The sequence below is a fragment of the Verrucosispora sp. TAA-831 genome, assembly GCF_050780145.1.
Lineage (GTDB): Bacteria > Actinomycetota > Actinomycetes > Mycobacteriales > Micromonosporaceae > Micromonospora.
Window position 1 is genome coordinate 4,171,368 of sequence record NZ_CP192240.1, and the last position, 19,683, is coordinate 4,191,050.

The window sequence follows — 19,683 nt, forward strand, 5'->3', positions numbered from 1 at the left end:
TGCGGTCAGCGCGGATCCCAGCGGCGGCGTCGGCCACGCCGCAGGACCGCGATCGAGAGCAGTGCCCCGGCGGTCGACAGGAGCAGGAGGGTGGTCGCCACGGCGGCGCGGCGGACCGCCGGATCCGCCGCCGGGACGGGTGCCAGGACGGCCGCCGGGACCGGTTCACGGGTCGGGGTGCCGGCCAGCGTCGGGTCGATCACGGTGACCGCCGCGTACGGGTCGACGGTGCCGGCGCCCAGCCGGGGGTCGCCCGGCACCGACGGTGGTTCGGCGGTCAGCCGCAGCCGGTCGCGGACCTGCGCCTGGGTCAGCTCCGGGTGGTACGACCGCACCAGCGCGGCGGTTCCGGCGACGTACGCGGCGGCGACGGCGGGACCACCGACCCGGTAGTGGCCGGTACCGGTGGGTGCGACGCTGACCGCGCCGGTGGCGGGCGCCACCAGGTCGACGCCGGCCGACGGTGCGCTGTCCTCGGTCGGGACGCCGTCCGGGTCGATCCCGCCGACGGCCAGCACCTGCGCGAACGCGGCCGGATACCAGGCCGGTGGCGAGGTGGCCGACGACGGTGTAGCCCGGTCGTTGACGGCGGCGACCACGACGATGTCGCGGGCCACGGCCTCGGCGACCGCCGAGGCGAGCCGGTCGTCGGTGCCGGGACGGCCGGTGCCCACGAGGATCACGTCGGCACCGAGGGTGGTGGCGGCCCGGATCCCGTCGGCGAGCCCGGTCGGCGGCACCCGCCCGTCGCGACCGATGATCCGGATCGGCAGCACCGTCGCCGCCGGGGCGATCCCGACGACTGCGGTGCCGCTGACCGGGCGGGCGGCGACGATCCCGGCCAGCGTGGTGCCCCGGCCGAGGCAGTCCCGGTCGGCGCGGGCACCGTCGGTCACGTCCCGACCAGCCGACACGGCTCCACGAAGTGCCGGCGCGGTGGCGCTGACCCCGCTGTCGACCACCGCCACGGTCACCCCGGCCCCCCGGGTCAGTGGCCAGGCCGCCGACGGTCCCAGCCGGGCCACCGCCCACGGCATCCCCGTGACGGTGACCGGTGACGCGCCGACGCACCCGTCGGTCACCGTCGGCAGGGCCGGCGGTTCGTTCTGTCGGGAGTGGGCGGGGGCCGCCGGTACGACCAGCGCCGTGACCGCGACACAGAAGCCGAGCGCAGCTCGGGAGACCGTACGTCCGACGGGCACCGCCGTCTCCTCTCAGCCGATCCGGTCGGCCGGCGGTCGGGCCGGCAGATCATCGTCGTGCCGGTGCTGGTGGTCGTGGCTCGGCACGTCGTCGGGGATCGTGCCGCCGGGCCGGTCGCGGAACCGTCGTGACCACCAGGCGAGACCTCCGGCCGCCGCGGCCAGCAGGAGCACCACCAGCGCGGCCACCGCCGCCGGTCCGGGGGACGCGTCGTCGCCGAGGGTGGCGAGTTCGTCGTGCCGTTCCTCCTCGGACAGCCTCGCGGTCACGGCCGCGCCGGCATCGACCATGCCGAAGCCGGTCAGCGGGTCCGGTACCCGCGAGGCGGCCGGGTTCGCGGTGACCCGCAGCCGGTGGGCCACCGCTGCGGCGTCGAGGTTGGGCAGCGCCGCCCGGACCAGCGCGGCGGCTCCTGCGACGAACGCGACCGCGTACTGGGTGCCGCTGCCGGCCCGCGTCCCGTCCCTGCCGGCGACGAGGGTGGCGATGTCGATGGCGGGGGCGACCAGGTCCACCGCACCGCTGCGGTAGTCGGCGGCCAGTTGGCCGTCGGCCCCGACGCCGGCGACCCGCAGCAGACCGTCCGCGTCGTCGGGCCCGGTCGCGGGGTCGGTGGTCGTCGCGGCGCCGGCCACGACGACCACGTCGTGCGCGAGCGCGGCGCGGATAGCCGCGGCCACCTCCGGGGTGGCCGGGTCGACGTATCCGCCGAGCGCCACCACGGTGCTGCCGGCGGAGACGGCGACCTCGATGCCGGTGGCCACGTCGGCGGCCCGCGCCTGTGGGGTCGTCGTCACCACCCGCACGGGCAGCACGGCCGAGGCGGGGGCGATGCCGCCGCCGGTCTCGGTTCCGTCGGCCCGGGCGGCGATGATGCCGGCCATCGCGGTGCCGGAGCCGAGACAGTCGACGTCGCCGCGTTCGTTGCCGGCGACGATGTCGACCCCGGTGGTGACCCGCCCGCCGAGCGCGGGTCGGCTGCCGTCCACTCCGGAGTCGACCACCGCGACCAGGACGCCGCTGCCCTCGGTGAGTGCCCACGCCTGCTCGGCGGCCAGTTCCTGCCGGGCCCAGTCCGAGCCGGTCTGCGGACCGGCCGCGACCGCGCAGCGGCCGGTGTCGGGCGCCGGGGACCGCCTCGGGGTCGGGTCGGTCGACGGTCGGGGGCCCGGCGTCGGGGTGGGCGCGCCGACGGCGGAGAGCATGCCGTAGCGGACTCCCTCGCCGTAGGCGTCCCAGGGCAGCACGATGATCCAGCCCGGACGCAGCGTGTCCGGGTCGGTGAGCCGGCCGCCGTCGGGTTGCACCCGGCCGGCGTTGAGGTGCAGGACGTCGGTGGTCCGTGCCGTGGTGCCCAGGAACCGCTGTGTGATCACCGACAGTCGCTCCGGCTCGCCCTGGTAGGACGAGGTGACGACGTAGTACTTGGCGTAGGTCTCCACCGGGGCGGCGTCCGCCGGACGCGCTGTGGCCAGCGACGCGACGACGGCCAGCACGAGCAGACCGCACCACCATCGGATCCACAGACGCCGCTGTGTTGTCACCGACAGCCTCCTCCGCTCGGGTGGGTCCACCCCATGTCGACGCCTGCACTACGCACGCCGCGCCGGACCGGTTCATCGCGTGTGTCGCCGGTGATCCACATAGGTCGTACGGCGGTGCTATAGATGGACGATATGCGGCCCATCGCGCGCGCGGCGTCCGGCGGTCCCCCTCAGATCCGTCGCCTCGACGTGGCCCGGCACCGCCGGGTGGAGGGACTGTTCGACGTCTGGTTGGAGCCGCGACCGGACGGCGCGCTGGCGGCGCTCGGGTCGGCCGGCCCGGCGCTGACCGCGAAGGACATCGCCGACCTGGTACGCCGCTCGGGGGCCGCCGGTGACGACGTGCGGATGCTGACCGCCGACGGGGAGCGCCGGGCGAGCCTGTTCCGCGAGGTCGCCGCCATGCTCGGTCAGGACGTGCTGATCACACCGGCGGGCGCCGACGTCCGGCACCGGTGGCTGCCCACGGAGCCGGAGGCACCGCGGGACGCGGTCGCCGTGGAGCGGGCCGGCGGCAACCCGGTCGACTGGATGGTGATCCAGCCGCCGGGTCTGGAGGCGTCGCTGCCCGGCTGGTTCGACCTGGTCGACGGGACCGTGCAGGCCCGGACCGGGACGGTCGCGCTGGCGCTGCCCGGTGGGCTGGCGCTGGCCACCCGGGCCGACTTCACCGCCCGGCGGGCGGCGGTGGCCCGCCTCGCTCCGGGCGACCCGGACCTGATCACCGTGGCCGTCACGGTCCGGTCCGCCGGGTTCCTGGTCGGCGACTACCGGGGCACCCAGGAGATCCTGACCGGCCCGGCGCTGGCCGCGGCCCTGTCCGCCCTGCCGCTCTACGGCGGTGACCTGCGGCTGTGGCTCACCTGGCCGGCTGATCCGGCCGAACGGGTCCGGCTGGCCGCCGCGCTCGTCGCGCTCGCCGAGGCCAGTGGGGCGACGGTGTGGACGCCGCCGGTCGGTGGCACCGCCGAGATCCTTGCCGACTCCGGTGACCTGCGGGCGCTGGACGCCGGCGGCGCGCCGGGCCGGTGGCAGGACCATCAGCCGGACAGCGACTGCGGCGGGCCACCGCGTTACCTGAGCACCGCCGACGGGCGGCTGCTGCCGACCACCGAGGTCATCATGGCCGGCCTGACGGCCGCTCCCCGGACCGGCATGGCGCCGACCGACGTGCCGGGCGACGAACCGCCGGGCCGTCGGCCGGTGCTGGCCGCCGATCCGCAACGGCCCGCCGGGTACGGCGTGAGCTGGTTGACCGACGGCCTGCCGGTGAACACCGCCCCGGTCGAGTTGTACGTGACGGCTCCGGTGCCGCCCGCCGAGGTGCTGGCCGGAGGCGTACCGGCTGCGGAGCTGTTCCTGATCGGTCGTCCCGACCTGGCGCAGGCCGCCGCCGGGCGTCGACGCGGGTACCTGTTCCGGGCCCGGGTGGCGCCGGGCGGGGCGGTCCGGGTCACCTCGCTCGACCTGCACGTGCCGGCGGACCTGCAGCATCTGCTGGCGCAGGCCGACGCGTACCTGCTGCCGGCCGGTCGGCTCGATCGGATCCGGCTGCTCGCCGCGTACTCGCTGGACCGGGCCTCGGTGTCCACGTTGGAGCAGGAGTTCGACGAGCCGGCGCCGGTCTGGTTGCGGTGTTCCGGGGCCCGGCACGGGGTGGCCGGGCTGCCCAACGACGCGGACCGCTGGCCCCGGGCCCGGGTCGGCCGCTGCTATGCGCTGGTGCCCGTCACCGCACGGGCGCTGCCCGGCGGTTGGTTGCCCCTGCACCGGGAGCAGCCCGGGGTCCGGGACGGCCACTGGCTGGTCGAGCTGCGGGTGCCGGCGCGGCGGGCGATCGACGTCGCCGCCACCGCGGATCGGCTGGGCAGCCTGCCGTTGGTGCGGTCCCGGGCTCCGCGACTACGGGCTGCCGGGGCCGCTCTGGTGCTACCGAGCCGGGCCTATCCGCGGGTGACGGTGACCCGCAGGTTCCGGCCGACGACTCAGGGCTGGGTGGCCGTGCCGGGGCCGTCGACTGCCGTGCCGTTGTCGTCGGCCGTACCGGTGTCGTCGGCCGTACCGGTGTCGGACTGAGCCGGGCTGACCGGAGCGGTCGGCGTCGGCCCTTCGTCCACGATCGACCACCGGGCGCGGAGCACCTTGCCGCAGAGCACCGGCACCACCCTGCCGCCGCTGTCCACCGCCATCCGCCGCGCGGCCCGCAGCCGGGCGCCGCGTAGCCCGCCGCTGAACACGACGGCGGCCTCCGGGCCGAGGTCGGACAGGTCGAGGGGGAACTCGTCCAGCCACCGGACTCCGCGCGGCGGGTCGGTGCCGAGCGCGTCGCCGACGGCCGCCACGTCCACGCCTGCCGCCAGCAGTTGTTCGGCGATCGTCACAGCCCGTTGTCGGCAGGCGACCGGGTCGCCGGTCACGGTCAGGACGTCAGGGGTGCGCGCGAGGTCGACCCAGAGGGCCCACCCGTCGCGGTGGCCGAGCAGGACCGGGACCCGGGCGTCGGTGAACTGCTCGTCGTCGGCCAACCAGGCGTACGCGGGAGGTTCGGACGGACCGGCCGCGCCGACGAGTTGCACCCGCAGTGCGGTGGTGGGGTCGTCGAGTTCGGTGCGCAGTGTGGGATGCCCGCCGGTCGGGTCGTCGGGGCGGGGGTGGACAGCGGGTCGCGGCGGGCCGGAGGCGAGCCGCTGCTGGATCCCGTCGCGGGAACTCGACGCGACGATCGGGGCGTCCGCCGGGTCCGGGCCCTCCGGGTGGTCCGCCACGTCCGGGTGGTCCGGTCCTTCGGTGGGTTCGGGGGTGCTCGCGTGGTCCGGGCCGACCTCGGTGGTCGAGCCGACGGGAGCGGGCACCGGGGCCACGGTCCTCCGGTCCGGGACGGGGAACTGCGCTCCGGTGCCAGCCGGGTCCTCGACCGCAGGCGTCGGCGGCTCGGGTGCCCGGGTGTCGAGCACGCCGGTCACCGGGGTGTTCTCCCGGTCAGCCGGTGGCGCGGGCTGGTCTCCGACCGACGCGGTGACGGCCGGGTCCGGTCCCGCGCGTGCGCGTCGCAGCATCCACAGCACGATCGCGAGCAGCACCACCATGACGCCGAAGGCCGCCAACCGGAACAGGAAGCCGCCGATGCCGTCGGGGTCCGGGGCGTTCGGCGGCGCTCCGGCAGCCGGTGCCTCGCTGCCGGTGGCGGCGGGCCCGGTGATCTCCGGCAACGGTCCCACCGTCACCCCCGGCCCGTCGGCGTCGGCCGGCAGCTCCAGCAGCCAGCCCTCGCGCAGCACCAGCGGGTCGGTGAGCCGCTCACCGTCCGGCTGCAACCGGTCCCGATTGAGTTCGAAGATCTCCCGGAACCGGTTGCCGTCGCCGAGGGTCCGGGCCGCGATCTGGTACAGGAACTCCGGGGTGCCCTGGTCGGTCACGCCGACGACGTAGTACCGGGTCTCGGTGGAGCCGGAGGTCGACGGTGTCGGTGCGGCGGCACGGGCCGGGACGCCGGTGGCAAGCGTCAGTAGGGCGAGCACCAGGGCCACGGCCACCGTGCCACCGGTACGGCGTCGACTGCCGCGAAGCCCCATCGTCGACCGTCCCTTCCCGACTGTGAACCGCTCGCGTCGCGCCCCGGATGCCGCACCCACTACGCATGCCATGCCGGTCAGGTTCACCCGTTGGTGTCAGTGTGGCGACCGGCCGATGGCTGTGGTGCACACGGGTATCTTGCACGGTGGACCACCGACCGGACGGCGGGGCAGTCGACGTGGGCGATCGGTGACCTGGAGGTGTGATCGTTGGGAACACCACGACGGTTCGTCGCACCGTTGGTCGCCGCGCTGCTGTGTCTCGGCGTCCCGTTGCCGGCCCGGGCGGAACCGGTGCCGAATCCGGCCGGGTCCCAGGTCAAGTACTACGTCGTACGGGGCACCGACAGCGGCGCGGCGGAGTCGCTGTGGGACATCTCGACCCGGCTGCTGGGCAGCGGTGACCGCTACCTGTCGATCGTCGCGCTCAACCAGGACCGGACCCAGCCGGACGGAGGCGTGCTCACCGACCCGACGGTGCTGCGGGTCGGCTGGCTGCTCGTGCTGCCCTGGGACGCGTACGGCGACGGGGTGGTGCACGGGCTCCTGCCCACCCGGGTCCCGACCCCGCCTGCGCCGGCACCGCCGAGAGCCGGCGGTCGTGCGTCCGGCGACGGTTGCGGGTCGGCGGCCACCACCAGCGACATGGCGGTGCCGTGGGCGCAGTTGCGGCTCGCCCCGAGCGTCGCCTGGCAGCGGAGCACCGGCAACGGGGTGACCGTGGCCGTGGTCGACTCCGGGGTGGACGCCACCGTGCCGGCGCTCGCCGGGCGGGTCCGCCCCGGCGCCGACGTGGACGTCACCGACGGCCGGGGTGACACCGACTGTCTCGGGCGGGGCACCGCCCTGGCGGGAATCGTCGCGGCGCAGTCCCGCCCGGGTAGCCACTTCACCGGGATGGCGCCCCGGGCCGTGATCCTCCCGATCCGGATCCCGCTGCACGACGGGAGGGCCACCGGTGACGACGTGGTACGCGCCGTCGGGCTGGCGGTCGACGCCGGTGCCGACGTGGTGATGGTGCCGGCGCAGGTGACCCTGACCGAGGGGCACCGTGCCGCGCTACTCGGCTTCTCGGCCGACGCGGACGTGGTGCTCGTGGTCGCCGCCCCGCCGGACGGCTCCGCGCTCGGCGGCGGCCCGTACGACGGGCTGCTGCGGGTCGGGGCGGTCGGCACGGACGACGAACCGGCGTACCCGTACCCGAAACGGGCCGTCGACGTGCTCGCACCCGGCGTCGCGGTGGCCAGTGTCGGGCTGGGCGGCAGCGGGGAGGTCGAGGCCAGTGGCACCGACTTCGCCGTGCCGTTCGTGGCCGGCCTGGTCGCGCTGGTCCGTTCCGCCCACCCGGACCTGGACGCCGCCGCCGTGGTCGCCCGCGTCGTCGACGGCGCCGAGCTGGGCCAGGAACGGACGCCCGATCCCCGCTACGGCTGGGGTGTCATCGACCCCGCCGCCGCCGTCGGTGCCGTCGCCGCGCAGGCGGGCACCACCGGAGGGCGACCCGGCACGTTCACCGTCGACCGGGGCCCGGGCCTCGCCGCCGTGGTGGTCGTCCTGCTCGGGCTGGCCGGGTTGCTGGTGGTCGGCGCGCGGCAGGGGCGACGGCGTCCCTGATCGGTGTCCGAGGGGCGCACTTGCCGGTCGGCGACGTGATGACGCCTCTGGTGGGATCGCGCGGGTGTGTGTACCGGCTCCGTTCGGGCGTCGTCAGCCCACGACGGCGCCGAAGGCGCGACTGACCTCGCGCGCGGCCCCGTCCACCAGCTCGACCAGGTCGACCGCACGCTCGGGACCGAGGTCGTGGGCCAGGCCTGCGACGCTGACCCCGGCGACCGGTACGCCACGGTTGTCCCGCACCGCCACACCGAGGCAGCGGGTGTGCTCCTCGTTCTCCCCGGCATCGTATGCCCAGCCCTGGTTCCGCACCTGGTCCAGCGCCTCGCGGAGGCGCGACGGTGTGGTGATGGTTGCCGAGGTCAGGGCCGGCAGGCCGGTGCGTCCGGCGATCGCGTCGACCTCGGTCTCGTCCAGACCGGCCAGGACGGCTTTGCCGAGCGCCGTCGAATGCAGATGGACCGCCTGGCCGATGTAGGAACGCAGCCGGTATGCACCGGGTCCGTCGAGCTTCTCGGTGTAGACCGCCTGGTCGCCCTGACGTACGCCGAGATGGACGGTGAGGCCGGACGCGTCGGCGAGTTGTTGCAGCGCCCGGCGGACCCGCTCGGGGTGGCCTACGTCGGTGAGCAGGCGGCCCGCCAGGCTGAGCAGTCCGCTGTCGGGGACGTAGCCCCGGTCCGGGTCCTGGCGTACCCAGCCGACGGCGATCAGTTCCGCCAGGATCCGGTGGGTGGTGCTCAGTGACAGCCCGGCCACCTGGCGGATGCTCGACACCCGGCGTTCCGTGGGTAGGGCGTCGAGGACCCGGACGACCTTCTCGACCGCGGAGAGAGGTTCGCCTGCCGGCTCGGATGCCACAACGATCAGCGCCCCATCCAGCCACCGTCGACGACCAGTACGTGCCCGTGGATGTACCGCGAGTCCGGGCCGGATAGGAATACTACTGGTCCGGCGACGTCCTCGGGCGCGCCCCAGCGACCGGCGGGAATCCGCGATCGGATGGTCGCCTCGCGGTCCGGGTCGGCCCGCAGCGCGGCGGTGTTGTTGGTGGCGATGTAGCCGGGCGCGACGGCGTTGACATTGACGCCACGGCTGGCCCATTCGTTGGCCAGGGCCCGGGTCATCCCCACCACCGCATGCTTGCTGGCCGCGTAGGCGGGCACCAGGATGCCGCCCTGGAACGACAGCAGCGAGGCGATCGTGACGATCCGGCCGTCGCCGTGCGCGAGCATCTGCCCGCCGACGGCCTGGGTGAGGGCGAAGACCGCGTCGAGGTTGAGGTTCAGCACGCGCCGCCAGTCGCTCATCGGTGTGTCGATCGCGGGCGCACGCGTGATGGTGCCGGAGTTGTTGACCAGGATGTCGATTCGGCGCCGGTCGAGCAGACGTCGGACCTCGCGGCTGGCGGCGGGCTCGTCGGTCAGGTCGCACCGGATGGTCTCCGCCGTGGCACCGCGGGCGGCCACCGCCCCCGCGATGTCGTCGTTGCTCTGCCGGTCCCAGCAGACAAGGTCGGCTCCGGCGTCGGCCAGCGCCAGCGCACAGGCCCGGCCGATGCCGGTCCGGGTGCCGGTCACCAGGGCGGTCCGGCCGCTGAGTGGGCGGCCGGACCTGGTGGTGGCGACGCTCACCGCAGGTCGTCCATGTCGACGACATCCACGTCGGTGTAGTCGGTGTTCTCGCCGGCCATGGCCCAGACGAAGGAGTAGGCGCTCGTGCCGACGCCACAGTGGATCGACCAGGGTGGCGAGACCACCGCTTGCTGGTTGGCCACGATCAGGCTGCGGCTGTTCCGAGGTTCGCCGCACAGGTGCATGACGCGGCCCGTCTCCGGCAGCCCGAAGTAGAGGTAGATCTCTGTTCGCCGCTCGTGCAGGTGACAGGGCATCGTGTTCCAGACGCTGCCTTCGGCCAGTTCCGTGATGCCGAGGACGAGCTGGTTGGAGGCCAGGCCGCCGGAGTGCACGTACTTGCGGATCGTCCGCAGGTTGGCCTCGGCGGGCGCGCCGAGGTGCAGCGCTTCGGCGTCGTCGCGGCGGGCCAGTCGGGTGGGCTCGCGGCGGTGTGCCGGGGCTGATGCCAGGTAGTAGGTGGCGGTACCGGCGAATCGCACGTTCCGGCTGCCCTGACCCACGTAGAGCACGTCGAGTGCGGCGAGGGTGTACGTCTCGTCGTCGACCTCGACCGTGCCGGTGCCGTCCAGGCAGACCACGGCCAGTTCACGTCGATCACAGAAGTGCTGTGCGCGCAGGTCGGCGGGGACGGGCAGGTCGACGGTCCCGCCGGCGGGGCAGGCCCCGCCCACGATCAGGCGGTCGTGGTTGGTCTGCGCCAGTCGTACCTCCCCCGGAGCGAACAGGTCGGCCAGCAGGAATCGGTCCCGGAGCTCGGTCGTGCTCAGGCCGGCCATCTCGGTGGGATTCGTGGGGTACGTGACGAGCATCGCAATCCTTCCGTCAGGCAGAAGCACTTTCCTTCCAATGGAAGATGCAGCATACTTCGTCCAACCGCAAGTCCCCCCTCACATCCGTGCTGAGCAGCACTTCGACGGAAGGAGCTCCGCGTGACGCTGAATGTCGGCCGTCTCGGACTCGGCACCCTTCCCTTGGCCGCCGAAGGCCGACCCGATCGCGATCAGGCCCTGCACACCCTGGAGCACGCCGTCGAGACCGGGGTGCCGCTGTTGGACACCGCGGACTCCTACTGCCTCACCGACGCCGACCACGGGTACGGCGAACACCTGCTGGCCGAGGCGATGCGTCGCTTCGGCCCGCGCTGGTTCGACCGGGTCACGGTGGCCACCAAGGGTGGGTTGCGGCGCGGCCCGAACGGTGGCTGGCACCAGCACGGCCGCCCGGAGTACCTGCGGCGGGCCTGTGACGACAGCCTGGCCCGACTGGGGTTGGACAGCCTTCCTCTCTACCAGTTGCACCGGCCGGACCCGGCGGTGCCGATCGAGGACTCGGTCGGCGCCCTCGACGAACTCCGGCAGGCGGGCAAGATCCAGCAGATCGGGGTCAGCAACTTCGACATCGAGATGCTGGAGCGGGTACGCCCCATCGCGCCGATCAGCACGGTGCAGAACCGGCTGTCCCTGTTCGACCGGGAGGAACTGGAGACCGCGCGGCACTGCGCCCACCTCGGTATCGCCTTCCTGGCGTGGGGGCCGCTCGGTGGCCGACGCCGTGCACCGCAACTGGCCACGATGCTGCCCGCACTGGCTCCGGTGGCCGAGCGGCACGGGGCCACCCCCCATGAGATCGCCCTGGCCTGGGTGCTCGCTCAGGCTCCGTCGGTCGTGGTGATTCCCGGCTGCACCAGCCCGGACATGGTGGACAGCGCGCAGCGGGCAAGCCGGCTGCGGCTCACCCCCACCGACCTTGACCAGTTTCCGCTTCCCGAGCCGACCGATCACCGCCACGATTCCGCCCCCGCGACGCCGCAGTGGCGGGACACACCCGAGGAGAGCACCAGATGACGCAGTCCGCTCCGCTGCCGGCCGCCGTGGTCGGCGCCGGCATCTTCGGCCGCCGACACGCCCGAGCCCTGCACGAGAACCCCGAGGCCGACCTTCGCCTGATCGTCGATCCCGATCCGAGCACCGGCGCCGCCGTGGCCGCCGAGTTCGGTTGCCGGCACGTGACCAGCGTGGAGGATGCCCTGGCCGAACCGGGTATCGAGGCGTTCACCGTGGCGGTTCCCGACCGGCTGCACCACACCGTGACCGAGCCACTGCTGCGGGCTGGGCGGGCGGTGCTGGTGGAGAAGCCGATGGCGCACAGCCTGTCGGCGGCGCAGGCGATGCGCGAGGCCGCGCAGGCCGGCGGTGCCCGGCTGATGGTCGGACAGTTGTTCCGGTTCGACGGTCGCTACCTGGCCATGCGTGACGCGGTCCTGGCCGGGGCGCTCGGTGAGTTCCTCCACGGCTCGGCCAGCCGGCTCAGCTTCAGCCGGGTGGGCGTGCGCAACAAGGGCAACAGCTCGGTGCTGTGGTATCTCGGTGTGCACGAGGTCGACGCGATCCAGTGGATCACCGGTGAGCGGATCGTCGCCGTCAGCGCCACCCGGGTCGCCAAACACCTGCCCACCCTCGGTGTCGACTCCGAGGACGCGATCGTGGCACTGGTCCGTTTCAGCAGCGGAGCGGTCGGGCAACTCTGCTTCGGCTGGAGCCTCGCCGAGCACATGCCCACCGGCCTGAAGATCGGTATGGAGTTGGTCGGCACGGCCGGAACGATCGAGCTGAACACCCAGGGCAGCGGCGTCACCATCTGGGCGGAGGGTCGCACCTCGACGCCGGAGTTCATCTATTCGGCCGAGGTCGACCGACGGCTCGCCGGCAGCCTCGCCGCCGAGTTCGGGCACTTCGTCCGGGCGGTGCGCGACGGCAGCGACTTCAGCGTCCCGGTGGCCGACGCGATGGCGAATGTCGCGGTCAACGACGCGATCCTGCGATCGGTGCAGTCCGGCGCCTGGCAGGACGTCGCCCCACTGGACACGCCGGCCGGTCAGGACGGCTGACCGATGTCGCCCCGGCCCCGGCTGCTGGCCACCGGGTTCGGCTTCACGGAGGGCCCGCTGTATCACCCGACGACCGGGGAAGTGATCTTCAGCGATCTGCTGCACGACGTGCGACGGGCGTGGCATCCGCACCGGGGGGTACGGGTGCTGCGCCGGCCCACGAACCTCGCCAACGGTCTGGCGCTCGATGCCGTGCATCGGCTGCTGGCCTGTGAGCATGCCACGAGTCGGGTGACCCGGGAGGCCGACGACGGCACGGTGGAGACAGTGGCCAGCCACTGGCAGGGTCGGGAACTCAACTCTCCCAACGACCTGATCGTCGGGGCGGACGGCGACGTCTACTTCACCGATCCCACCTACGGCCGACGGGAACGGCTTGGCGTACCTCGCGAGCAGCAGCTCGACTTCCAGGGCGTCTACCGCGTCGATCCGGACGGGCGACTGCACCTGCTCGCCACGGACTTCGCCCAGCCGAACGGTATCTGTCTGAGCCCGGACGCCGGCCGCCTCTACGTCGCCGACACGCAGCGGGCCGAGGTCCGTTCCGTTCGGATGGAGGGTCCGGTGCCGGTTGGTCCCTGGTCGGTACTCGCCGCCGGCCTGTCCGATGCGCGGCGTCCCGGTCGCCCGGACGGGCTGCTCTGCAGCCGTGACGGCGAGATCCTGGTGACCGGGCCAGGCGGTATCCACGTCCTGGATCCGGCGGGCAGAACGCTGCGGGTCATCCACGTGCCGGAGAAGGCACACAACATGACCTGGGGCGGAGCGGACCGGCGTGACCTCTACATCGCTGCCGGTGGCTCGCTCTACCACGTCCGTCTGCCGGTCGGTGGTGTACCTGATCGGCCGACACGCCCGCCGGCCTGAACGCTATCCGCAGAGCGAGACCCCGCCGGCCGGCGACCTGCCCGGTGGACGGTCAGGCCCACCTCAGCTCACCCCGAACAGGTCCAACTGGACGGCGAGCAGGTCGTAGTAACCGACCAGGGTGCTGAGTTCGAACAACCGGTCGGCGCCGAGCGCGTCGACCAGCTCGCGAAACTCCGGATCACCGACGCGTCCGGTCAGCAGCAGCCGGGTGCCGCGGTACACGGCCCGTTCCTGGGCGTCACTCAGGGCAGGTTCGGCACCGGCACGGATCGCGGCCAGTTGCGCGCGGGTCAGTCCGGCGGCCAGCGCGATCGGCTCGTGGCTGGTCTGCTCGAAGGCGCAGTCCCGGTGCGCCGCTACGGTGAGGATGGCGACTTCCCGGGCCCGGTCCGACAGCCGGCCGTGATACCGGATCGCGGCACCGAGCCGCTGCACCGCGTCGCCCAGTACGGGATTGAGCAGCATCGCGTTGAACGGTCCGAGCAGCCGCCCGTCCGGGGCGGCCACCGGAACCGGGCTGGACGCGCGGTCACCGGCGGTCAGCTCGCGGTGCAGTGCCCGCTGGGCGGGGTCCATCTCGTCAGGTCGAGGTCGGGGAATCCGGCTCATGGCACTCCTTCGAGGTCTCCGGGCCGTCGGTCGCTGTCCGGTCAGTAGCCCCTCGCCGGATCGACCAGATTGCGCAACGCGCGCCCGGACAGGAAGCGATCGAGGTTGTCGGCGAACAGCTCGGCTCGCCGTCGGCTGCGGGTCGGGCTGACCCCGACCGAGTGAGAGGTGATCAGGACGTTGTCGAAGGTCCACAGCGGTGAGTCGGGTGCCAGCGGTTCGACCTCGGTGACGTCCAGCCCGGCACCGCCGATTCGGCCGGCGGCCAGAGCCTCGATCAGCGCGGCCTCGTCGACGGCGTCACCTCGACCGACGTTGACCAGCACCGCGTCGGAGTGCAGGGCAGCAAGCTCGGTCCGGCCGAACACCCGCTTCGTCGCCGGGGTCGACGGCAGCGCGAGCACCACCACGTCAGCCTCGCTCGCCAGTTCCGCCATTGCCTCAGGACCGCAGACCTGGGCGAGAAAGGACGGCGTCGTGCCGCTCGGGACACGGCGGACACCGAGGACCCGGCAGCCCAGCGCGGCGAAGCGTCGTGCCACCGCTTCGCCGATGTCACCGAGGCCGACCACCAGCACCGTCGAGCCGGTCAGTTCTCGGCAGCGCGGATTACGCCGCCAGGTGCGGGTCGCCATCTGCCGGACGTGCAGCGGGAGTTGCCGGTGTAGCGCCAGGGTGAGCGCGAGTGCGTGTTCGGCGGCGGGCACCGCGAACACCCCCCGGGCGTTGGTGACCGCCACGCCCGGGGGAAAGCCGGACTCGCGCAACTGCCGGTCCACTCCGACACTCGGTAGTTGTAGCCAGCGCAGCCGGGCCGCGGCCCCCAGGTCGGCGGTGGGCCAGCCGATCAGCACCTCGGCGGCGGCCAGGTCGTCGGCGTTGACCTCGGCCGCGTCACGTTCGACGAACCGCACCGCCGGAAAGCGGTCCCGCAGTGCTGCCACGTCGGGCGGATCGAGGTCGAAATGGGTGGAGTAGACCAGCAGCACCTGGGTCGCCGTACCGGCGGTTGACGTGTGGTGCCTCGGGTCGTCCGGCGGACCCGAGGCGGTCACCGCGGCCGGTCCTGCAAATGCGGGGAACCGGCGATCACCGGGAACTCGGCGAAGAGGGACTCGTCCACCTCCACACCCAGACCCGGTCGGTCCGGTGCCCAGACCAGCCCGTCGGCATCGACGTCCAGCGCAGCGGTGCACAGTCCGTCGGCGTACCGGTTGTCGGTGGCATCGGCCTCGTAGATGTAGGCGTTGGGCAGTGCCGACATGACGTGCAGGACCGCGGCGTGGTTGAGCCGGGTGTTGCTGATGTGCGGAGCGATCCGTACGTGGAAGGCGTGGGCGAGGTCGCCGATCTTCTTCAGCTCGGTCACGCCGCCGCCGCTGCTCGGGTCGGGCTGCACGAAGTCGACCGCCTCGGCCTGGAGCAGTGGCAGGAACTCGTGCACGCCGAACAGGTGTTCGCCGGTGGCCACCGGGACCGGCGAGCGGCGGCGAAGCTGGCGCAGGGAGCCGACGTCGGTACGGGAGAAGGGTTCCTCGACCCAGGTCACGTGGTAGTCACCCAGCTTCGGCAGGAGCCGGTACATCTCGTCGTAGCTGTAGCCGAGGTTGATGTCGACCATGATGTCGAAGTCGTCGCCGACCTCCTCGCGAACCTGACGCAGCCGGGCCACGTCATTGGCATAGGTGTCGCCCAAGCGGATCTTCACGGCGGTGTAGCCCAGCTTGCGGAGCCGGTCGACCTCCTCGGCCAGCTGCTCGGGCGGCTGGAAGCCGAGGCGAATGCCGCCGGCGTACGCCCGGAAGGCGCGGCGTTCACCGCCGAGGAGGCGGTACACCGGCAGCCCGAGCCGCTTGCCCCGCAGATCCCACAGTGCCATGTCGATGCCGCCGAGTCCGGCCATGGCCGCCGCTCCGGTGCCGGCGCCACGGACCTGACGACGGAACACCTTCGCCCAGATCGCCTCGGTGTGTTCGGCGTCCTCGCCGCGCACCAGATCACCGAGAGTGGTGTTGATCAGTTCTGCGATGGCGGTGGGTGCCTTGCCGTGGTACGCCTCGCCGTAGCCGACTGCTCCGTCGCTGTCCTCCACCCGCACGATCACCGCGTCACGCTTGTACGACTGGCCGGTGGCCAGCGGCATCGGTAGTTCCTTGTATCGGTAGGACAGCGGTACGGCGTCCACCTTGGCGATCTTCATGCACTGCTCCTCGGTCGGTTTGCGGGGTGGGTTCGGAGTCGGTTGGTCAACCCTTGGACGCTCCGGCGGTCAGCCCGCTGATGATCCAGCGCTGCACCGCGAGGGTGAAGGCGATCACCGGCGCCATGATCAGCACGGTGACGGCGCCGAGCTGGCCCCACGCCACGCCCTCCTCCTCGCGGACCTGGGAGGCGAAGGGCGGCAGGGTGACCGCGTCGGAGAGGGTCAGTGGCAGGGCGATGACCATGTCGTTCCAGGAAAGGATGAAGGAGAAGATGCTGGCTGCGGCGATGCCCGGCCCGGCCAACGGCAGGACGACCCGCCAGAAGGCGGTCCAACGGTTGCAGCCGTCGACCATGGCGGCCTCCTCCAGTTCCCGCGGCAGGTCCAGGAAGAAGCTCTGCAACATCCACGTCGCCAGGGGGATGTTCAGGGCGATGTAGGGGACGATCAGCGCGGTGCGGGTGTCGAAGAGGTCGGCGCGGTTGGCGATGACGTACAGCGGGACGACCAGGGCCACCGGGGGCAGCATCCGGGTACCCAGGATGATCAGGCTCATCTTGGCGTGACCACGGGGTCGCAGTCGGGCGAGGCCGTATGCGCCGAAGACGGCGAGCACCACCGAGGCGACCGTGGAGACCAGGGTGACCACGATGGAGTTGGTCAGGTTGCGCAGCACCGAGGAACGGGTGGACTGGAAGATCGCCTGGTAGTGCTCCAACGTGGGTGCGAAGACGAACGTCGGGTCCTGACGCAGGATCAGGTTCGATGGCATGATCGAGACCAGGAACAGCCACACGATGGGGAAGAGCGCGACGAAGATCAGGGTGCCGGCGACCAGGTAGGCCAGGAGCCGGCCGGGGGTGAGCGAACGGCGGGCACGGCGGGCGCCCGCCTGTGGCTGCGGGGCCGGCGCCGGGGCTGTCTCAGCTGAGCGAATCACGCTTAAGCCACCTCATGTAGATGATCGCGACAACCAGGTTGATCAGGACCAGGAACCACGAGAGAGTGGAAGCCAGGCCGACGTCGTAGCTCTGCAGCGCGACCCGGAAGATGTCGATCGACAACAGGGTCGTGGCGGTGCCGGGTCCACCCTCGGTGAGGATCCAGATGGTGCCGAACGAGCGGATGGCGAACATGGTCTGGAAGATCAGCACCAGCAGCACCGCGGGTTGGACGACGGGCACGATGATCTGTCGGATGCGCGCCCAGCCGGTTGCCCCGTCGAGGTCTGCGGCTTCCAGGATGTCCTTGGGCATGGTCTGTAGCGCTGCGAAGATCACCAGAGTGACGAAGGGTGCGTTCTGCCAGACGTCGGTCAGCACGATGCTGAAGAAGGCCATGTCGGGGCCGAGCCAGAAGACCCGGTCCACACCGATCAGGCCGAGTGCCCAGTTGAGCAGCCCGCCGTCGTAGTTGTAGAGCAGTCGCCACACGTTCCCGACGGCGACCTCGGAGACCATCATCGGCAGCAGCAGCGCCACCCGCAGCGCTCTGGCCTTGGGGAAGTGCCGGTGCAGGAAGAGTGCGGTGCCGAAGCCGACGATCACCTGCAGGACGACCGTGAGCACGACGAAGATCGCTGTCCGCACGATGGTGTCGCGCCAGCGCGGGGTCTGCAACACCTCGATGTAGTTGGCCAGGCCGACGAACTCGGGCCCGGTGACCGACGTGAGTCGCCAACTGTGCAGGCTGACCCAGAGGTTGTAGCCGATCGGAACGATCAGAACCACGAAGAGGAACAGCATCGGGGCCAGCACGAACAGGTAGCCCAGTGCGGTGCGGCTGCGCCACCAGGGTGGCCGTCGGGTGGCGGGGCGCTCGGCCCCGCCACCGTGGGGGGACGCGGCGGCCCGGTCGGGCCGCGCCGCCGCGTCATCCAGGCGTACGGTCGCCGATGCGGGGGCACCGCCGCCCGTGTCCCGGGTGTCCTTGTCCACGGGTCTCCTCCTGAGTGGGGATCAGCCGGCGAGGATGTCGTTGACCCGGCGCTCCGCATCCGCCAGCGCCCGCTCCGCAGTCGCGTTGCCGAGGAACACCTGCTGCAACGACTCACCGAGGACGGTCTCGATCTCGCCCCACTGCACCACGCCGGGCCGGGTCTCCGGGGACTCCAGTGCGCTGCGAACGATGTCGGCTTGTCCGTCCGGGAAGATCTCCTTGACCTGCGGGTTCTCGAAAGCGGTGGTGGAGGCCGGGCGGATCAACTGCTCCGGATCGGCATCGGCGGTCGGCCGCTGGAAGTTCTCGAGCAGGAAGGTGAGCAACTGCCAGGCGTTGTCCTTGTTCTTGGAGTGCTGGGACAGGCCGTAACCCCAACCGGTGACGACGTACCGCGCCTGATCCACACCGGGTGCGGTGAACATCGGGGCGAGTTGGAACTTGCCGGCATGTTCGGAATCGGCCGGGTTGTTCATCGCGCGGAGGAAGGTGGTGGGCAGGATCGTCATCGCCGCCTGACCCCGTTGCATGGAGACGAGCGTGCCGTCGTGGGCGAACTCGATCGCGTCCCGCGGCATGAGCCCCTCGGTGTAGAGGTCACCCATCAGTCGGAACGCGGCCAGGCCCGCCGGGTTGTTGAAGGCGGCCTTCTTCCCGTCGGCGCTCAGGGCGCTCTCCATGCCGTAGTTGAAGGCGAGTTCGAGCCAGATCGAGACATTGCTGGAGGCACGCCCCCAGGGTCCGGTGAATCCGGAGACTCCCCCGGTGTTCAGTGTTCGGGCCGCCTGGAGGAACTCCTCGTAGGTGGTGGGCGGTTTCAGCCCGGCGGCCTCGAACAGGTCGGTGCGGTAGATCAGGGTCCGTGGGCTGACGCCGAGTGGAAAGGCGTACTGCTTGCCGTCCACCTTGAAGATGTCGACGAGGGGACCGATGAAGTCGCTGGTGTCGACGTTGTCGGCGGCGAGGCGGTCGTTGAGGGGTTCGAGTTGTGGCGCGACCTCGCTGAGCCAGGCGACGTCGTCGAGCAGAATCAGATCGATGTTCCCGGACCGGTTGTTGAGGTCGAGTACCTGCCGTGAGCGGGCGTCCTCCTGGGGCATGGAGATGGCGTCCACGGTGATGCCGGTCTGCGCGGTGAATGCCGACAGGACCGGCTGCATCGATCGTTCGAAGGCTCCGGTGGGCAGCAACAACCGGACCGCACCCCCTGCTCCGGCGTCGTCCCCACCGTTGCCGCAGGCTGCGGTCGTCATCAGCATCGCCGCTGCCAGAACTCCGGCTACTTTGCGGTTCATCGAAACTCCAAATCAGCCCAAGTAAAGTGATAAATAGCCATATGGCTATTCGAGTCGTCGCTGTCGCCGCGCATCCGAGTCCTACGAGGGACTCGTGGCCGGCGCGGATTCGACCACCGCACCGGCCGCACGCCGGCACACCCGATGGCTGCGCGTCGAGCGCGTCATACCATCGCCGTCGTCGCCTGGTCTCTGACTGTCGTTGCCCTGTAGGCAACGGCGTTGCCTTATGGACCACCGAACTATAACCTCGTCTCAGTCGCTGTCAACATGCTCGAAACAATCGAGATCGCCAGCCGGAACGGCAGCGA

At 71.9% G+C, this 19,683-nt stretch carries 17 protein-coding genes; 5 read left to right on the top strand and 12 right to left on the bottom strand.

Translation table 11 applies throughout. The annotated features are described in order from the left end of the window. Positions 1-5 precede the first annotated feature (5 nt). Together ACQVFL_RS18680 and ACQVFL_RS18685 are read right to left on the bottom strand one after the other, a co-directional pair. Entirely contained in the window at positions 6-1,202 is a 1,197-nt protein-coding gene (locus ACQVFL_RS18680; protein WP_431727161.1) for a S8 family serine peptidase, read from the bottom strand. A gap of 12 nt (positions 1,203-1,214) precedes the next feature. After that, positions 1,215-2,747, bottom strand: coding sequence for a S8 family serine peptidase (locus ACQVFL_RS18685; RefSeq protein WP_431727162.1), 1,533 nt, complete (start codon positions 2,745-2,747; stop codon positions 1,215-1,217). A 123-nt stretch (positions 2,748-2,870) separates the two neighbouring features. Between ACQVFL_RS18685 and ACQVFL_RS18690 the strand changes: the two genes are divergently transcribed. After that, positions 2,871-4,823 (top strand): hypothetical protein, encoded by a 1,953-nt coding sequence (locus tag ACQVFL_RS18690; RefSeq protein ID WP_431727163.1) that lies wholly within the window; start codon positions 2,871-2,873, stop codon positions 4,821-4,823. On the opposite strand, the gene ACQVFL_RS18695 is transcribed toward ACQVFL_RS18690, so the two are convergent. Further along, entirely contained in the window at positions 4,733-6,319 is a 1,587-nt protein-coding gene (locus ACQVFL_RS18695) for a hypothetical protein (RefSeq protein ID WP_431727164.1), read from the bottom strand. The genes ACQVFL_RS18690 and ACQVFL_RS18695 overlap by 91 nt on opposite strands. Before the next feature lie 210 nt (positions 6,320-6,529). On the opposite strand from ACQVFL_RS18695, the gene ACQVFL_RS18700 reads away from it, so the two are divergent. Then, a complete protein-coding gene (locus tag ACQVFL_RS18700; protein ID WP_396694386.1) occupies positions 6,530-7,933 on the top strand; it encodes a S8 family serine peptidase in 1,404 nt (467 codons plus the stop codon). Positions 7,934-8,026: 93 nt separating this feature from the next. Here ACQVFL_RS18700 and ACQVFL_RS18705 read toward each other — a convergent pair whose 3' ends face one another. The 3 genes from ACQVFL_RS18705 to kduI are packed head-to-tail and all read right to left on the bottom strand — an operon-like array spanning position 8,027 to position 10,379. Beyond that, entirely contained in the window at positions 8,027-8,794 is a 768-nt protein-coding gene (locus ACQVFL_RS18705) for an IclR family transcriptional regulator (protein WP_396694384.1), read from the bottom strand. Between the two features lie 5 nt (positions 8,795-8,799). Then, positions 8,800-9,567, bottom strand: a complete 768-nt coding sequence (locus ACQVFL_RS18710) for an SDR family oxidoreductase (RefSeq protein WP_431727165.1) — start codon at positions 9,565-9,567, stop codon at positions 8,800-8,802. Beyond that, positions 9,564-10,379 carry a 5-dehydro-4-deoxy-D-glucuronate isomerase gene (kduI, locus tag ACQVFL_RS18715; RefSeq protein WP_431727166.1) on the bottom strand — a complete coding sequence of 272 codons (816 nt, stop codon included), beginning with the start codon at positions 10,377-10,379 and terminating at the stop codon, positions 9,564-9,566. The genes ACQVFL_RS18710 and kduI overlap by 4 nt, the downstream gene beginning before the upstream one ends. Before the next feature lie 120 nt (positions 10,380-10,499). Here kduI and ACQVFL_RS18720 point away from each other — a divergent pair, with 120 nt between their 5' ends. The 3 genes from ACQVFL_RS18720 to ACQVFL_RS18730 are packed head-to-tail and all read left to right on the top strand — an operon-like array spanning position 10,500 to position 13,324. After that, on the top strand, positions 10,500-11,414 hold the full coding sequence (locus tag ACQVFL_RS18720) for an aldo/keto reductase (protein ID WP_431727167.1): 915 nt from the start codon (positions 10,500-10,502) through the stop codon (positions 11,412-11,414). Next, positions 11,411-12,457 carry a Gfo/Idh/MocA family protein gene (locus ACQVFL_RS18725; RefSeq protein ID WP_431727168.1) on the top strand — a complete coding sequence of 349 codons (1,047 nt, stop codon included), beginning with the start codon at positions 11,411-11,413 and terminating at the stop codon, positions 12,455-12,457. Before ACQVFL_RS18720 ends, ACQVFL_RS18725 begins: the two co-directional genes overlap by 4 nt. 3 nt (positions 12,458-12,460) lie before the next feature. Further along, positions 12,461-13,324, top strand: coding sequence for an SMP-30/gluconolactonase/LRE family protein (locus tag ACQVFL_RS18730; RefSeq protein ID WP_396694374.1), 864 nt, complete (start codon positions 12,461-12,463; stop codon positions 13,322-13,324). 63 nt (positions 13,325-13,387) lie between these two features. On the opposite strand, the gene ACQVFL_RS18735 is transcribed toward ACQVFL_RS18730, so the two are convergent. From ACQVFL_RS18735 to ACQVFL_RS18760, 6 genes are read right to left on the bottom strand one after another with little or no spacing between them, the layout of a single operon-like run. Continuing rightward, positions 13,388-13,936, bottom strand: coding sequence for a carboxymuconolactone decarboxylase family protein (locus ACQVFL_RS18735; RefSeq protein ID WP_396694372.1), 549 nt, complete (start codon positions 13,934-13,936; stop codon positions 13,388-13,390). A gap of 41 nt (positions 13,937-13,977) precedes the next feature. Then, on the bottom strand, positions 13,978-14,991 hold the full coding sequence (locus ACQVFL_RS18740; protein WP_396694370.1) for a D-2-hydroxyacid dehydrogenase: 1,014 nt from the start codon (positions 14,989-14,991) through the stop codon (positions 13,978-13,980). Further along, a complete protein-coding gene (locus tag ACQVFL_RS18745) occupies positions 14,988-16,136 on the bottom strand; it encodes a mandelate racemase/muconate lactonizing enzyme family protein (RefSeq protein ID WP_396694368.1) in 1,149 nt (382 codons plus the stop codon). Before ACQVFL_RS18745 ends, ACQVFL_RS18740 begins: the two co-directional genes overlap by 4 nt. Before the next feature lie 46 nt (positions 16,137-16,182). Continuing rightward, positions 16,183-17,079, bottom strand: a complete 897-nt coding sequence (locus tag ACQVFL_RS18750) for a carbohydrate ABC transporter permease (RefSeq protein WP_396694366.1) — start codon at positions 17,077-17,079, stop codon at positions 16,183-16,185. Next, positions 17,063-18,076: a carbohydrate ABC transporter permease gene (locus ACQVFL_RS18755; protein ID WP_396694364.1), complete on the bottom strand. Its 1,014-nt coding sequence runs from the start codon at positions 18,074-18,076 to the stop codon at positions 17,063-17,065. Before ACQVFL_RS18755 ends, ACQVFL_RS18750 begins: the two co-directional genes overlap by 17 nt. 21 nt (positions 18,077-18,097) lie before the next feature. Next, the gene (locus ACQVFL_RS18760; protein WP_396694362.1) at positions 18,098-19,372 is read right to left on the bottom strand and encodes an ABC transporter substrate-binding protein; all 1,275 of its coding nucleotides are present in this window, start codon (positions 19,370-19,372) and stop codon (positions 18,098-18,100) included. Positions 19,373-19,683 lie beyond the last annotated feature (311 nt).

What these genes read in the sequence shown, in the direction of transcription:
- ACQVFL_RS18725 (WP_431727168.1), top strand. Translation starts at nt 11,411, where the DNA reads ATGACGCAGTCCGCTCCGCTGCCGGCCGCCGTGGTCGGCGCCGGCATC.
- ACQVFL_RS18690 (WP_431727163.1), top strand. Translation starts at nt 2,871, where the DNA reads ATGGACGATATGCGGCCCATCGCGCGCGCGGCGTCCGGCGGTCCCCCT.
- ACQVFL_RS18745 (WP_396694368.1), bottom strand. Translation starts at nt 16,136, where the DNA reads ATGAAGATCGCCAAGGTGGACGCCGTACCGCTGTCCTACCGATACAAG.
- ACQVFL_RS18695 (WP_431727164.1), bottom strand. Translation starts at nt 6,319, where the DNA reads ATGGGGCTTCGCGGCAGTCGACGCCGTACCGGTGGCACGGTGGCCGTG.
- ACQVFL_RS18760 (WP_396694362.1), bottom strand. Translation starts at nt 19,372, where the DNA reads ATGAACCGCAAAGTAGCCGGAGTTCTGGCAGCGGCGATGCTGATGACG.
- kduI (WP_431727166.1), bottom strand. Translation starts at nt 10,379, where the DNA reads ATGCTCGTCACGTACCCCACGAATCCCACCGAGATGGCCGGCCTGAGC.
- ACQVFL_RS18730 (WP_396694374.1), top strand. Translation starts at nt 12,461, where the DNA reads ATGTCGCCCCGGCCCCGGCTGCTGGCCACCGGGTTCGGCTTCACGGAG.
- ACQVFL_RS18735 (WP_396694372.1), bottom strand. Translation starts at nt 13,936, where the DNA reads ATGAGCCGGATTCCCCGACCTCGACCTGACGAGATGGACCCCGCCCAG.